The sequence below is a fragment of the Peteryoungia wuzhouensis genome (assembly GCF_003205195.1).
Classification (GTDB): Bacteria; Pseudomonadota; Alphaproteobacteria; order Rhizobiales; family Rhizobiaceae; genus Allorhizobium; species Allorhizobium wuzhouense.
Map to the genome: position 1 here is coordinate 204,306 of NZ_QJRY01000006.1, position 13,651 is coordinate 217,956.

The following is a 13,651-nucleotide window of genomic DNA, read 5'->3' on the forward strand; positions in this document are numbered from 1 at the left end:
CTATGAGCAAATCCTACAAGATCGGCCAGATCGTTCCCTCGTCGAACCTCACGATGGAACGGGAAATTCCGGCAATGCTACGCACTCGTGAAGTGCATTTGCCGGAGACCTTCTCCTTCCATTCCTCGCGGATGCGCATGAAGAAAGTTACCCCTGAGGAGCTGAAGACCATGGACCGCGACAGTGATCGTTGCGCGCTTGAGCTTTCCGACGCGGATGTAGACGTCATGGGCTATGCCTGCCTTGTCGCCATCATGGCAATGGGCAAAGGCTACCATCGGGAAAGCCAGGAGCGTCTGCACAGAGTAACGGTTGACAATGGCCATCCCGCTCCCGTTGTCAGCTCCGCCGGTGCTCTCGTCGACAGTCTCCATGTCATGGGCGCAAAACGGATCTCGATTGTGGCGCCCTATATGAAGCCGCTGACCAAATTGGTTGCGGATTATATCGAGGAGGAAGGCGTCGAGGTTGCAGACTTCGTGGCCCTCGAAATCCCTGACAATCTCGAGGTGGCCGCGCAGGACCCGGCAAATCTGCTGGAGATCTACAAACGGCTTGACCTGCAGAACATTGATGCGCTCGTCCTCTCTGCCTGTGTCCAGATGCCGTCCTTGTCGGCGATCCAGAGGGTCGAGGATGAATGCGGTATTCCGGTTCTGTCTGCCTCCGTGGCAACGACCTATCAGATGCTGACCAAACTCGGCCTCGAGCCTCGCATTCCGGGCTTCGGCGCTTTGCTGTCAGGTCGATTCGCCGGCTAGAGTATCTTGCATGCGAAGCGGCTATGCTGCCGCCGCTTCGCATGCTCTTCGCTCTACTCCTCGGTTTCATTGTCCGCCGGCTCGGACGCAACCTCGGGACGACGCGCACGTCGCAATGCGGCACTCGGCGGCTCACCCGCCCAGTCACGAAAGGCTCTCGAGAACGCTGACTGGTTTGCATAGCCGAGGTGGGTCGCAAGCTGGCTAAGCTTGATTGTTCCTGTACTGAGCAACATCTCTCCCTTTTTTCGGCGCTCCTGGTTGAGGACCTCGCTGAAGCTCGTTCCGAATGTGCTGAGCTGACGGCGAAGAGTCCGTGGGGCCAGTCCCAATTTCTCGGCAAGAGACTCCAGATCAACGCCCTCCCGACCGAGGCGCTGGTCGATCAACTGTGCCAGTCTTTCGGGGAGGGGACGAAAGGGATCTTCCGGCGGGCGAAGCAAATCGAACAAATGCCGCTCGACGATCGCTCTTGCAGGCGCGTTGGAGTTGATCCAGGCATGCAGAGGCTTGTCTAGGTCAGCGTCCCGGACCACAATCATGTTCGAGCTCGCGTTGCCTCTGATAGGGCAACGAAAAAACCGCGAGAGAACTTCACTTCTTTGCGACACGTCATGCTCGAAAGTGACCTCTGCCGGGCTCCAGCGATCCGACAGCATTTGCCGGATTAGCGCGCACAACCCACTGATGGCATTTTCCGAATCCTGAATGCGGGGCCAGATTTCCAGGTTGTCGATCAGATATCCGTATCTGGTTTCGTCAAATTCCCGAGTGACTGCCAGCGTGGTGTGACTTTGCCAGCTGGCCTGAAAGCGCGAAAATACATCGAGTGCATCGCGCAAGGTGGGGGCTGTTGCTAAAAGCGGATAGACAGGCCCAATTTCCCATATGCGAAAGCCTTGCCCGAGTTCCAGCCCGAGATAGGGGCGGCCAAGGATTTGAGCAACCTCTTCGGCAAAGGCGACAAAGGACTTCAGGGGGTAAGTCGAATAGGGGCTGACCGCCTTGCCGGCGGTGACCTTGAACTTGGCAAGGACGCGACGACATTCCGGGTTGTCAGGTGGCATCTCGTTGACGATCAGATCGAGGAAGAAACGCCTCACGGTCGCCTCATCGCTTGCCGTCGCCTTGCCGCGTGGAGCGGAGACGGTGGTAACGCGTGCCTTGATATTAGTCATTTGCTCCTCCAGCGCGCAGAATTATTTTATATATAAAATAATGCGGAATTATTGTTTCGCAAATCGTCATTAGAGGCCAGTCAAAGTCTCAATATGGCCTGAAATGCAAAAATATCGGCCCGAAATGATATAGACGCTACGGTAGCCGCAACGTAGTGTCTCAGCAACAGATAAAATAGCGAGGCCCAACGAGAGGTTTTCTGCAGCGGCGAGCGCCATCGCGAACGAACCGATCTTCAGGCATCATCAAGCCGCAGTCCGGGCGGCCACCAAGAACCAGAATAAACAAATAAGGGGTTCCGCATGAATGATCTCGACAGACGCCTGTTCATGAAACTTGCCGGTGCAGCCGGCTGTGCATTGCTTGCTCGTCCAGACTTTGCCTTCGCGGGCGAAATCGACAATATCTCGATCGCATGGATGACCGATCCTGTCACATGGGACCCCAATCAGCGGCAGGCGCCGGACCCACAGTCGATCCTCAAGGCGGTCTTTGACCAGCCGATCGACTACACACCTGAACTGAAGCTCGTGCCTAGTGTGTTCACCGAATGGGTTCTCGCTGATGATGCCATGAGCCTTCGGGTGAAGCTGCGCGACGACGTGAAGTTCTCCGACGGAACCCCGCTGACGGCGGCGGACTTCCGCTACACCTTCCACGAGCGTTTTGTAAATGGTGACAAGATCGACTTGATTGTCGGCTTCGGCGCGGTCTCCGACATTGAAGTGATCTCTCCCACGGAAGCCATCATGCGCTTCTCCAAGCCATTTCCCACTGCGCCGCAATGGCTCGGCTTCAGTGCCAGCTACATCATCTCGAAGGCTTATGCTGAAAGAGTGGGAGCGCAGGGCCTGCAGACTTCCCCCATGGGGTCCGGGCCTTACAAGCTAGTCGAGTACAAGCGCGACAGCCGTATTGTTCTGGCCAGACGCGACGACTACTGGGGTGAGCGTCCCTCGATCAAGCAGTTGACGTTCGAGATCATTCCTGATCCGACCGCTCGCCTGGCCGCCCTGGAATCTGGAACGGTCGATATCGCCATGGAACTTTCGGTGCGCGACGTCAAGCGGTTGCAGAAGAGCGAGAACCTGAATGCAATTGCCAACCCCATTGCCCGTATCATCTACGTGACCGTGCGTGCCGACGGGACCTTCGCCGATCGCAATGTCCGCCTGGCGGCCCATCATGCGATTGACAAGAAGCTGTTGTCCAAGGCGTTCTTCGGTGGCGATGCCGTTACGATCGACGTGCCGACCATTCCGGGCATGCCGAGCTTTCCGCCTGACTTCCACTTCGCTTACGATCCGGAAAAGGCCAAGGCGCTCCTGGCGGAATCGGGCTATGGCGAAAACAGGCCACTGACCCTGAACTTTGCCACCACGAATGGCCAGTTTCCAGGCGACTATGACATTTCCCGCGCAATTGTGACGATGTGGGAAAAAGTCGGAATCAAGACCAATTTGACCGTGATCACGGAAGCGCAATGGTATGATCTGAACGCTGCGGGGAAACTGCCGGACGCATCCCTCTTCGTCTGGGAGAACGGTACCGGTGATCCGGAACTGTTCGCCGGAAACATGTTTGATGAAGATCTGCCCTTTTCGACCTACAGAACCAAGGAAATCACAGCCATGGTCAAGTCGCTCCTCAAGGAGCCAAACTATGAAAAGCGCATCCAGGGGTATGAAGCGCTCAACAAGTTTCTCGTCAACGAGGGAGCGATTATTCCGTTACTACAGGCCATCCAGACCATTGGCTACACAAAGAACATCAAGCTGACGCCCTCAGCCAATGGACTTATCCGACCGGCCGGTATCACATCGGCATAGTCGGGTAAAAGTCCAACCTCGGAATTGACAAATGGTGTGGGTTCCGAGGTGCTGACGGCTTGGAGGTGTGGTTTTGATCAAGTCAATCTTTCGGGTGCTGGGCCGGCGGTTAATTTCAGTCGTCCCTGTCTTCATGATCGTTACGATTCTGGTTTTCGTGACTTTGCGTATTCTGCCCGTGGATCCCGCGCAGATGTCGCTGCCCCCTTCAGCGACGATCGCGCAGGTGGAAGCAAAGCGTGAAGAGATGGGGCTGAACAAGCCCATATGGCAGCAATACTCGTTGTGGTTTCAGCGTACCATTGTGGGCGACCTTGGAGATTCGGCGCAATACCGAATGCCGACCTCCTCCATTGTGCTTGAACGCCTGCCCGCAACGATCGAGCTTGCGTTGTCGGCGCTGATGTTCGCGATCATCGTCGGGGTTGCCGGCGGCATCGTGATCTTCTCGGTCCGAGGCACGATCTTTGAATCCGCCGGAATGGTCATCACGTCGGTCATTATGGCTCTGCCGGATTTTCTACTCGCCCTTCTGTTCATCCTCATTTTTGGCATGCTCATACCGATTTTCCCGGTCAACGGTCGACTCGATCCCGGCATGCAGGTGCCGACGCATACGGGCTTTCTGCTCATCGATTCACTCCTCACCGGCGATCTTTCCATCTTTGCAAGCGTCCTGCATCATTTCGCGCTGCCAGTCATCGCGCTGGGACTTGCCTTTTCACCGACGATTATCAGGGTGCTGCATTCCAGCCTTCTCAATACCTACCAGGAAAGCTACATCCGGCAGGCCCGCCTGCGGGGCCTGAGCGACCGCGAGATTCTGTTCGGGCAGGCTTTGAAGAATGCGATCCTCCCGGTGGTGATCCTGGTCGGAACACAGTTCGGTGGTCTGTTCGGTGGCACATTGCTGGTCGAGATGATCTTCTCGTTTCCTGGTCTTGGAAATCTCATGGTTAAGGCAATGCAGACGGCGGACCTTTCGGTCATCATGGCGATTGCACTGATCTATTGCGCCACCACGCTCCTTTTCAATTCTCTTGCGGATGCGGCGGCATATCTCCTGAATCCGAAGCTGAGGAGCAAGTAATGGGCAAGTCTCCCTGGCTGTACGACCTTAACATCCTAGTGGGCGGCTCTATTGCTCTGTTGGTGCTCTTCTGCGGAATTTTCGCGCCGTGGCTGGCACCTTACCATCCGAATGACCAGGACCTTCTCTATGTCCTGGCCCCGCCCTTCTGGATGCCGGACGGTGCCGCTGACCATCTGCTGGGAACCGATAGCCTCGGCCGTGACACGCTCTCGCGACTTATCTACGGCGCGCGCACTGCGATGGTCGTTGCCACGGCAGCATCCTTCGGGGCGATGATCCTTGGTGCCGTTTTCGCCCATCTGGCCGGCTATTTCGGGGGATGGGTCGATTGGCTGATCAGCCGCGTCGTCGAGATCTGGCTCTCGTTCCCGCCGGTCGTCCTTTCCATGCTGCTTATCATCAGCCTCGGCGTTGGAACGGACAAGGTCATCCTGGCGATCATCCTTGTCGACTGGACCCGGTTTTGCCGCGTACTGCGCAGCGAAGTGCAGGTTGTCAGCGGGAAGGACTACGTATCCTTCGCCCGCCTTGTCGGCTTTTCTCATCCGCGCGTCATCCTTCGGGAGATCTTTCCCGCCACGCTTCCCATGCTCATCACGCTGCTAAGCCTGCAAATGGGAATTTCGGTCGTGGTTGAGGCCATCCTTTCCTTCGTCGCTATGGGAGTACCGTCCGATGTTCCGGCTTGGGGCCAGATGATTGCGGACGCGCGCATCGACATGTTTGACGCACCGTGGGGCTTGGCACTGCCGATCCTGGCGATCTTTGTAACCGTGCTGAGTTTCAACGTGTTGGGAGATGGGCTCCGCCGGGTTCTCGACCCTCGTGAAATCGCACAGCGGAACGGTTGAGCCATGATGGAACACCATATCCTACACATCAAGAATCTTGAGATTTGCCTGAGAACGGGCGAGCAAATCCTGCACAATGTCGATCTTGCGGTGCGTCCGGGAGAAATTCTTGGCATTATCGGGGAATCTGGCGCCGGCAAGTCGATGATCGGCAGCGCGATTGCTGATACGTTGCCAAACGGGCTGCGGATATCAGGCGGTTCGATCGATTTTGACGGTCTGACGCTCACAGACATGAACCGGAAGACCCGCAGAGACCTCCTCGGTCGGGATATCGGCTTCATCCCGCAGGAGCCGATGACGGCACTCAACCCGACATTGACCATTGGCCAGCAGATCGGCCGTCATCTGGCGAGAGTGGGTTTCGGCACGGCGCGAAAGCGCCAGGAGCGTGCGATCGAGCTCTTCACGGAAGTGGGTTTGGACCGGCCGTTGGACCTGCTGAAGAGCTATCCGCATCAGCTGTCGGGAGGCATGTTGCAGCGGGTCCTGATCGCGATGGCCTTTGCTTCCAATCCCCGTCTTGTCATTGCGGACGAGCCGACGACCGCGCTTGACGTCACGAGCCAACGGAAAGTCGTTGAGCTGATTGCAAGGATGCGGGGGGCTCACAACACCTCCATGCTCTTCATTACCCACGACCTCCAGTTGGCAGCCGATATCTGCGATGACGTGGCAGTTCTCTATGCCGGCCGAGTAGTCGAACGAGGCGACGCGCGGGAGATCATAAAAGAGCCCAAGCACCCCTATTCCCGCTGCCTCAATCTGGCGATGCCGAACCTCTCCGGACCGATGACGCGGCTGCGCACTCTCCCGAAATCGATGCCCAGCGCCATCGAGAGGACGGTGATGAAGGGCTGTGAATTTGCGCCGCGCTGCCCCATTGCAGATGAGGTTTGCATAACCATCAGTCCTTTGCCGCATACCGTCTCACCCGGCCATTGGTCCGCCTGCCATCGGCCAGAACAGACCGCACTCATTGCCCCCCCGCCGTTGATGACAGGTCGGGCTGCCGCGGAGCTCGGTGATAAATTCGTGCTCCGGGCTAGCGCACTTGGCAAGACATACCGGCAACGAGATTGGCTCGGACGGGTGCAACAGGTCGAGGCCCTGCGCGGGCTGAACTTCGAGGTGCGCGAACGCGAATTTGTCGGCATCGTCGGCGAAAGCGGTTCGGGCAAGAGCACATTGACGAAGCTGATTGTCGGCTTGGAGGATGTTACCGACGGTGCGCTCGAGGTCGTCGGACTGGATCGCAGTACGACGCCCCGCGACAGGTTTTTTGATCAGGTTCAGCTTGTTTTTCAGGATCCGCAATCCGCGCTCAACCCCCGTCGGCGCATCGGCAGCCTTGTGACCCAAGGCCTGGAATGTCGCCACAACGCGCCTTCTTCCGAGGAGCGAAACAATCTGGCCCGCGACCTGTTAGCAAAGGTCATGCTGCCACCCGATGCGATCGGACGCTTTCCTGATCAGCTCTCGGGCGGGCAGAAGCAGCGCGTCAACATTGCACGAGCACTCTGTTCGAATCCGCGCCTCCTGATCGCCGACGAGATCGTCTCGGGCCTGGATGTTTCGGTGCAGGCGCAAATCCTCGAACTGCTACGTGGCCTTCGCGACGATGCCTCGTTCTCGCTGCTGTTGATTTCGCACGACCTTGCGGTCGTCCGCCACATCTGCGACCGCGCGCTCGTCATGTGCAAGGGCGAGATTGTCGAACAGGGTCCGGTAGACGAGGTCTTCGACAACCCGCAGCACCCATACACCAAAGAACTGGTGGTCGCCGCGAAAGGCAATCCCCAAGCCTAGCGCCATGCCGGGCATATGACGCAAACTCTTCCGGAACTTTGGGTGTGGCTGCTGCACTATGCGTGCCGACGCCCCCGGTCTCGCGCAGCCAAAACTATTTTCATGTGCGCGGCTGCGGCGTAACGTCTAGAATATTTATCAGGATTGAATCGGTGGACGTCGACCGACGTCGACCACGCGATACGACGCGGACCCTGCTTGCCGTCCCGGGCCGCGCCCTCAACGGCGAAACGGAGACGGCAATTGGGCTTGGAGACTTCCCTCTTGTGGGCCTGGCTCAGACAGCCACGAGTGCAACCACGCGAAGCGGGCTGCCCGACCCATTCTGGATCTTCAGCGGCGTTGTAATTATTACGGCACCGGTCGGCGGTAGACGGTCGAGATTGGCCAGGCATTGCAGCCCGTATCGCCCCGCTCCGTGAAGATAGTGGTGAGCGGGGTGCGGCGGCGAAAGATGTCCGGCTTGCCCGGCATCCGTACCAATTGTTTCCGTTCCAAATCCGAGAATATTTCGCTCTTCGACCAGCCAGCGGATGACCTCCGCGTCCGGCCCCGGCGTATGGGCACCATCTTCCTTCAGATTGGCATATTCGCGGCCAGACTTCTTCGACCAGTCGGTCCGCATGAGAACCCAGCTGCGCGCGGGAATGTGCCCAAACCGCTCTTCCCAAGCCAGGACATCCGCTTTTCCCAGAAGATAGTCCGCGTCTGCGTCCGCCTGAGCCGAGCAGTCGATGACAACTGCAGGAGCCACCATGTCGGGCATCGGCAGGGTATCGACGGTGTTAAGGGGTAGATCCTTCCCAGTATACCAGTGGATCGGCGCGTCGAAATGGGTGCCAGTGTGCTCGCCGAACGAGATGTTGTTCCAGTACCAACCCGGCCCCCTGCTGTCGTAGCAGGAAATGCGCTCCATGCGGAAAGGTGCGGTCTGGCCGAACTCTGGTGGCAGGACGATCGTCGGGAAATCCGAGGAGAGCGTCTGCGTCAGGTCGATCACGTCGATGGCGCCTGTGGCGATCTCTAAGGCGAGCGAGGCAAGTGTCGATTGAGGTGTCACTGCGTCCAAGTTCATTTGCCGATCTCCCGCTCCAGTGCTTTCGGATTTGCTGCGAGGCGTGCGCGGATGTCTTTGGCCACGTCGCCGACATAGATTTCTTCAAGTCCCAGACGCAGGCCATCGACAACCGCCTCTGCCAGTTGCGCCGGCGCAACTTTTGGCGGCGGGACGGTCTGGAACCATTCGGTGTCCAGAGGCCCAACAAAGGCATTCATCAGCTTGACGCCGCCATTGCGCAATTCCGATCGCAGCCAATGTGACAGCGACAGGCTGGCCGCATGTGACACCGAAAGCACCCCGTACTCCGGCAGGTTGGCCAGAGCGTAGGCTGAGAGCACGTTGACCCACGCCGCAGCGGAGTTGACCCCATCGGCACCACGGCTGACCATCACTGGTCCGAAGGCATGCGCTAGGCGCATCGAGCCCAGCACGGTGGCATTTATGGCGTCGAAGAGCTTACGGGAGCCGCCTTCCTCGAAGAGATGAACCGGCCGGGTATGATCGGCTGTGTTGATCAGAATATCGACTTTGGCGCCGATATCTGCTGCGAGCTCCACCACCGACTTCTCATTGTTCAGATCCAGCGTAACCAGTTCCACGCCGTTGATCGCGAGCAAGGCTTCCTCTTCGGCAAGAGGCTTCCACGGTTGTGCGATCCCGACAAAGATTTGCGTGGCGCCAGCCCTCGAAAGGGCTTTTGCCATGGCTTGGCCGACCGGGTTTCTTCCGTCGGTAACCAATGCCCGTCGAAATTTCGGATTAGCGGTCATTTCGCGGAGTGCAGGATCGTCATCCATGTGAGGTTCGTCCTTGTCGGGCCACGCAAAAACTGCCGCATTGCCTGATTTGTCGAGTTGAAGTGTCAGCCGCACCCGTTCGCCATCCAAACAGCCGCGATGCAGATTGGCGATGATCCTGGGACCGCAATCGGACGTCACGATGCCCTGACGCCACGGCATGCGTTCACGGAAGTAGGGATCGCTTGTCATGCGGATCGTCGTTGCCGTGACCAGCATCCCGCCTGCCGGGGCATCGACAAAGGTCAGGTGGCTCGACAGGCAATCCGGACAGACGTCACGCGGCGGATACGCAAAGCGATGGCATTCCTGGCAGGTCTGTAGCGCAAACCGGCCCTCAGCCGCTGCCCATGTCAAACCCTGAGCGGTGCGACTGCGGGCAGATGGCGGCAGCAGGGCCCGCCGCGTTCTCATCAGTGGGTTCTTGCGCTTCGGGGGTGCGATCGGGTCTGTCACGTCTTGGATCCCGCAAGAATGACGGCGCCGGATGCCAGGCCGCGGTCGTAGTTGATCATTCCGAAGCCGGATGCCAGGCCCATATGCGCGCCGATAACCTGGGTCGGGCCAGCGGTACCCATGACCTGGCGCAGTGCCTCAACGATACCGAGATGGCCGCCAGCGGCACCGGCCTGCCCGACGGAAAGCTGCCCGCCACTCGTGTTGTGAGGGAAACTGCCCTCGATCTCGAACGTGTGGCTGCGCACAAAGTCCGGTCCCTCACCCTTCTTGCAGAAGCCAAGGTCTTCGAACTGCATCATCGAAATGACCGGGTAGTCGTCATAGGTCTGCAACACGTCGATCATGTCCGGCGTGACTCCCGCCATGGCATAGAGTTCCTCGATATCGCGGACCCAGCCGCCCCGATATTGCACGTCGTCGTCGGCAAACGCATGATGACGCTCTATCGTCGACAGGATATGTGCATATGCCAGTCCCAGTGATTTCGCCGTCTCTTCCCGCATAACCAGAAACGCTTCGGCGCCGGCGCAGGGCATGACGCAGTCGAAGAGATGGATCGGGTCGGCGATGGCACGGGCGGTCATGTACTGGTCGAGCGTGAGCGGCTTCTTCATCAGCGCATTGGGGTTTTTTAGCGCATTCTCACGTTGGGCAACGCAAAGCTTGCCGAAATCCTCGCGCCTGGCTCCGAAGCAGTTCATGTAGTTTCGAGCGATCAGCGCAAAGCTCGCATTGGCGCCGCCGGCTCCGTAAGGATAGGACGCGTCCTGGGCAAAGCGAGAAAAATTGGCCTGGGTTTTCCGGAAACTATCCACATGATTGGTGTCTCCGCCCACGCAGGCGACGATATCGGCATCGCCAGCCTGCACTGCTCTGGCCGCTCGGCGGAGGGAGATGACGCCCGCGACACCGCCCATGGGGACGTGATCGAGCCAGCGCGGCGACAAGCCGAAATGTTGGGTAAGCCCGATGGCTGTATCGGGAGCGGTCGAGAAACTCGCCATTGCAAACCCGTCGAAATCTCGGTGACTGATACCAGAAGCATCAACCAACGCCCTCAATGCCCGCCCGAGCCACCATTGCGCGGGATGGATCGAAAAGCGTTCGTAAGGCACGGTGACCGGCACCGCGGCGACAATTCCATCGTAAGACTTTCGCGCTGTCCCAGCCGCCATCAAGCCTGCTCCGCTTTCCGGCGCAGGCTTGCCTTGAGATCACGCAGGTCGATAACCTGGCCTCCTTTTACCAACTCGGCAGCCATGGTCTTGATCTCGCCGCGCTGCAGTTTTTGTGTTGAGCTCAGCGGCAGGGCATCGATGAAGGCGACATAGCCGGGAAGCTTGTGATACGCGAGGTGCTGGGCGCCGGCTCGCACGACGTCCTCTGCCAGCTGCCTTCTGGTGCCATGGTTCTGATGAGTGCCATCAACGAAAAATGCGAAAACTTCCTCACCACGCAGCTCGTCCGGTACGGGCGTCACCGCAACGGCCTTGATCATCGTGTTGCCTTGCAGGGCCGTTTCGACTTCAAGGACCGCAATGTTCTCGCCGCTGCGGCGCACGATGCTTTTTTTCCGATCAAAGAAATAAAGCAGGCCCTTATCGTCCTCGTAGAGAACATCGCCAGTGTGGAACCAGCCGCCGGCCCATGCAGCTTCGGTGGCCTCTTCATCCTTGAGATACCCGCTGAAGAAGCCGCTGCGCGGATCGCAACCTGCTGCACGCACGATCAGTTCACCTGGTGTGCCAAGCGCAACGTCGTTGCCGAAATCGTCTATGATGCGGTAGTCCATGCCCTGGCGGGGACGACCGACACAGCGCAGTCCTGGGGCGTAGTCATCGCAGGCGGTGGTCGTTGTTGCGCGACCGCCCGTTTCCGTCATCGCCCAGGCCTCGACGAGAGGGATCCCGTAGCGCGCTTCGAACTCAATCTTGTGCTGCGCATCGACACCTGGACCAAAGGCAAATTTCACGCGGTGATCACGATCGAAGCGCGATGACGGCAACCGCAGCAGGATCGCCGGGATGACACCAAGGCAATGGATGATGGTCGCGCCGGACTCGCTGATCGATTGCCACCAGCGGCTGGCATGGAACCGGTCCAGCGGGACGATCGCCCCACCGCAAATGATCATGCCAAGCGCCGTGCAGCCGAGAGCATTCATATGGAACATCGGCAAGGGTGTCAGCGCCACCTCCTGGCCGCGTTCGATCGCCGCGATCCCGCCCTGGTTTATGTACCAGTCGGCGAGGTTCATGAAGTACGCGTTGGAAAGCATGCATCCCTTTGGCTTGCCGGTGCTCCCCGAGGTGAAAAGCAACGCGCATTCGTCTTCCGCAGCCCCTGTCTGGCGCGCGGCCCTGGTCCCTGCCGGCGGGATCGGATCAGACGTTTCGATCACCCGGACCGGCCCTTCTTGCAGATGCAACAGGGTGGGCGCCTGCTTTGAATAGGTTACCAGTAGATCAACATCGGCGACAGCAAGCTGGTAATCGAGTTCGGTGGCGCGAAGATCCGGATTGATTGGCAGGATCGAGACGCCCAGTCCGTTCAGTGCAAGCCAGACGGTAAAGAATTCGGGCCGGTTCTCCAGAAGCAGCGCGACCCGGGATCCCGCGCCATAACCAGCTTCGGCAAAGCGGCTTGCGATGGCACGCACTTCACTCTGAACCTCACTATAGGACTTGCGAAGCCCGTTCGGCGCATAGCTCAGGCCGGCGCTCGCCGGTATGATGAGCATTGGTGCTTGCGGGTGATCATTGGCCTGAGCCTCGAACGCGGTAAATGGAGTGTTCATACCCGATCCCTCATGCGTCCTGTTTCTATCCATGACAGAAACCGGATCTTTGTCTTCCGAATGGATAGGCGGCTGCGGCGGGATCGGTCCAATATTATCGCTTGTCATCGATCATAGCGAATTGCTATCAGTCTGTATGGATCTGAGACAAATTCGATATTTCATCGCCGTTGCCGAGGACGAGCATTTCGGCCGTGCCTCCGAGCGCATCCACATCGCTCAACCAGCGCTCAGCAGGCAGATTCAACTTCTGGAGGGAGAACTCGGGGTCACTCTTTTCGAGCGTCTCCCACGTGGCGTAAAACTGTCTGCAGCTGGAGTGACGTTTCGTGATCACTGCAGAAAGATCCTCGTTGATCTGAGCCATGCGGTTAGCGAAACGCAGGCGGTATCGCGTGGTGAGTCTGGAATGCTGAAGCTGGGCTTTATCGAAGTGGCAGCCTGGAACGGTGTCATCCCCGAGACCATCATGGCATTTCGGAGGGATAACCCGAATGTGACGCTGGTCCTCAACTCCATGAGAAGTTTAGATCAGGTTGAGGGCATTTATGACGGCCGGATCGATGCGGGATTTCTCTATAACCCGCCCCAGGATCCGCTTTTGGCCGTCCATCACATTGCTCGCCATCACGTGATGCTCGCCGTACCGTCGGCGTCCCCTTTTGCACGGCGGAAATCCCTTGATATTTCGGAGCTTGCCGGTCTGCCGATGATCCAGTTTCATCGACGCGCAAGTCCTGCCTTTCATGATGAACTGCACCGTGCCCTGTTTCAGTCAGGCGTCGCAGTCAGCGTTGTGCATGAAGCCGAGAACGAAGCTGAGATGCTGGCGCTGGTCACAACGGGACTGGGTAATGCCCTGGTCAACGAATGCCAGAAATGGCGCAAGCCCAACGGGGTTGAACTTGTTTTGGTAAACGGCCTGGATGTCGGGCTCAATCTCGCACTCGTTCATCGCGCCCAACATGCCTTACCGGCGCTGCAGCGGTTCCTGACCTTCCTAAGCGCCTGATCAA

11 protein-coding genes are annotated in these 13,651 nt (G+C 58.4%); 6 read left to right on the forward strand and 5 right to left on the reverse strand.

Annotation, left to right across the window (positions count from 1 at the left end; all coding sequences use genetic code 11):
- Positions 1-2: 2 nt before the first annotated feature.
- Positions 3-761 (forward strand): maleate cis-trans isomerase family protein, encoded by a 759-nt coding sequence (locus DMY87_RS16790; RefSeq protein WP_110792794.1) that lies wholly within the window; start codon positions 3-5, stop codon positions 759-761.
- 53 nt (positions 762-814) lie between these two features.
- Here the strand turns inward: DMY87_RS16790 and DMY87_RS16795 are convergent, their stop codons facing one another.
- Positions 815-1,939, reverse strand: coding sequence for an AraC family transcriptional regulator (locus DMY87_RS16795; RefSeq protein WP_110792795.1), 1,125 nt, complete (start codon positions 1,937-1,939; stop codon positions 815-817).
- Between the two features lie 303 nt (positions 1,940-2,242).
- Here DMY87_RS16795 and DMY87_RS16800 point away from each other — a divergent pair, with 303 nt between their 5' ends.
- The 4 genes from DMY87_RS16800 to DMY87_RS16815 all read left to right on the forward strand — a co-directional run bounded on the left by DMY87_RS16800 (position 2,243) and on the right by DMY87_RS16815 (position 7,522).
- Positions 2,243-3,769 (forward strand): ABC transporter substrate-binding protein, encoded by a 1,527-nt coding sequence (locus DMY87_RS16800; protein ID WP_110792796.1) that lies wholly within the window; start codon positions 2,243-2,245, stop codon positions 3,767-3,769.
- 73 nt (positions 3,770-3,842) lie between these two features.
- Positions 3,843-4,859, forward strand: a complete 1,017-nt coding sequence (locus tag DMY87_RS16805; protein WP_110792797.1) for an ABC transporter permease — start codon at positions 3,843-3,845, stop codon at positions 4,857-4,859.
- Entirely contained in the window at positions 4,859-5,713 is an 855-nt protein-coding gene (locus DMY87_RS16810) for an ABC transporter permease (RefSeq protein WP_110792798.1), read from the forward strand. The genes DMY87_RS16805 and DMY87_RS16810 overlap by 1 nt, the downstream gene beginning before the upstream one ends.
- A 3-nt stretch (positions 5,714-5,716) precedes the next feature.
- A complete protein-coding gene (locus tag DMY87_RS16815; protein ID WP_110792799.1) occupies positions 5,717-7,522 on the forward strand; it encodes an ABC transporter ATP-binding protein in 1,806 nt (601 codons plus the stop codon).
- Between the two features lie 277 nt (positions 7,523-7,799).
- Here the strand turns inward: DMY87_RS16815 and DMY87_RS16820 are convergent, their stop codons facing one another.
- From DMY87_RS16820 to DMY87_RS16835, 4 genes are read right to left on the reverse strand one after another with little or no spacing between them, the layout of a single operon-like run.
- Positions 7,800-8,597 carry a cyclase family protein gene (locus DMY87_RS16820; RefSeq protein ID WP_110792800.1) on the reverse strand — a complete coding sequence of 266 codons (798 nt, stop codon included), beginning with the start codon at positions 8,595-8,597 and terminating at the stop codon, positions 7,800-7,802.
- The gene (locus tag DMY87_RS16825) at positions 8,594-9,793 is read right to left on the reverse strand and encodes an SDR family NAD(P)-dependent oxidoreductase (protein WP_205908190.1); all 1,200 of its coding nucleotides are present in this window, start codon (positions 9,791-9,793) and stop codon (positions 8,594-8,596) included. The genes DMY87_RS16820 and DMY87_RS16825 overlap by 4 nt, the downstream gene beginning before the upstream one ends.
- 38 nt (positions 9,794-9,831) lie before the next feature.
- A complete protein-coding gene (locus tag DMY87_RS16830) occupies positions 9,832-11,013 on the reverse strand; it encodes a thiolase family protein (protein WP_110792802.1) in 1,182 nt (393 codons plus the stop codon).
- The gene (locus DMY87_RS16835; protein WP_165826290.1) at positions 11,013-12,635 is read right to left on the reverse strand and encodes an AMP-binding protein; all 1,623 of its coding nucleotides are present in this window, start codon (positions 12,633-12,635) and stop codon (positions 11,013-11,015) included. Before DMY87_RS16835 ends, DMY87_RS16830 begins: the two co-directional genes overlap by 1 nt.
- A 31-nt stretch (positions 12,636-12,666) precedes the next feature.
- Between DMY87_RS16835 and DMY87_RS24065 the strand changes: the two genes are divergently transcribed.
- Complete coding sequence (locus DMY87_RS24065) at positions 12,667-13,647, forward strand: LysR family transcriptional regulator (protein ID WP_133253029.1); 981 nt, start codon at positions 12,667-12,669, stop codon at positions 13,645-13,647.
- Positions 13,648-13,651 lie beyond the last annotated feature (4 nt).

Excerpts from the sequence above, each read along its gene's own strand:
- DMY87_RS16790 (WP_110792794.1), top strand. The coding sequence starts at position 3 with ATGAGCAAATCCTACAAGATCGGCCAGATCGTTCCCTCGTCGAACCTC.
- DMY87_RS16795 (WP_110792795.1), bottom strand. The coding sequence starts at position 1,939 with ATGACTAATATCAAGGCACGCGTTACCACCGTCTCCGCTCCACGCGGC.
- DMY87_RS16800 (WP_110792796.1), top strand. The coding sequence starts at position 2,243 with ATGAATGATCTCGACAGACGCCTGTTCATGAAACTTGCCGGTGCAGCC.
- DMY87_RS16810 (WP_110792798.1), top strand. The coding sequence starts at position 4,859 with ATGGGCAAGTCTCCCTGGCTGTACGACCTTAACATCCTAGTGGGCGGC.
- DMY87_RS16815 (WP_110792799.1), top strand. The coding sequence starts at position 5,717 with ATGATGGAACACCATATCCTACACATCAAGAATCTTGAGATTTGCCTG.
- DMY87_RS16820 (WP_110792800.1), bottom strand. The coding sequence starts at position 8,597 with ATGAACTTGGACGCAGTGACACCTCAATCGACACTTGCCTCGCTCGCC.
- DMY87_RS16825 (WP_205908190.1), bottom strand. The coding sequence starts at position 9,793 with ATGAGAACGCGGCGGGCCCTGCTGCCGCCATCTGCCCGCAGTCGCACC.
- DMY87_RS16830 (WP_110792802.1), bottom strand. The coding sequence starts at position 11,013 with ATGGCGGCTGGGACAGCGCGAAAGTCTTACGATGGAATTGTCGCCGCG.
- DMY87_RS16835 (WP_165826290.1), bottom strand. The coding sequence starts at position 12,635 with ATGAACACTCCATTTACCGCGTTCGAGGCTCAGGCCAATGATCACCCG.
- DMY87_RS24065 (WP_133253029.1), top strand. The coding sequence starts at position 12,667 with ATGACAGAAACCGGATCTTTGTCTTCCGAATGGATAGGCGGCTGCGGC.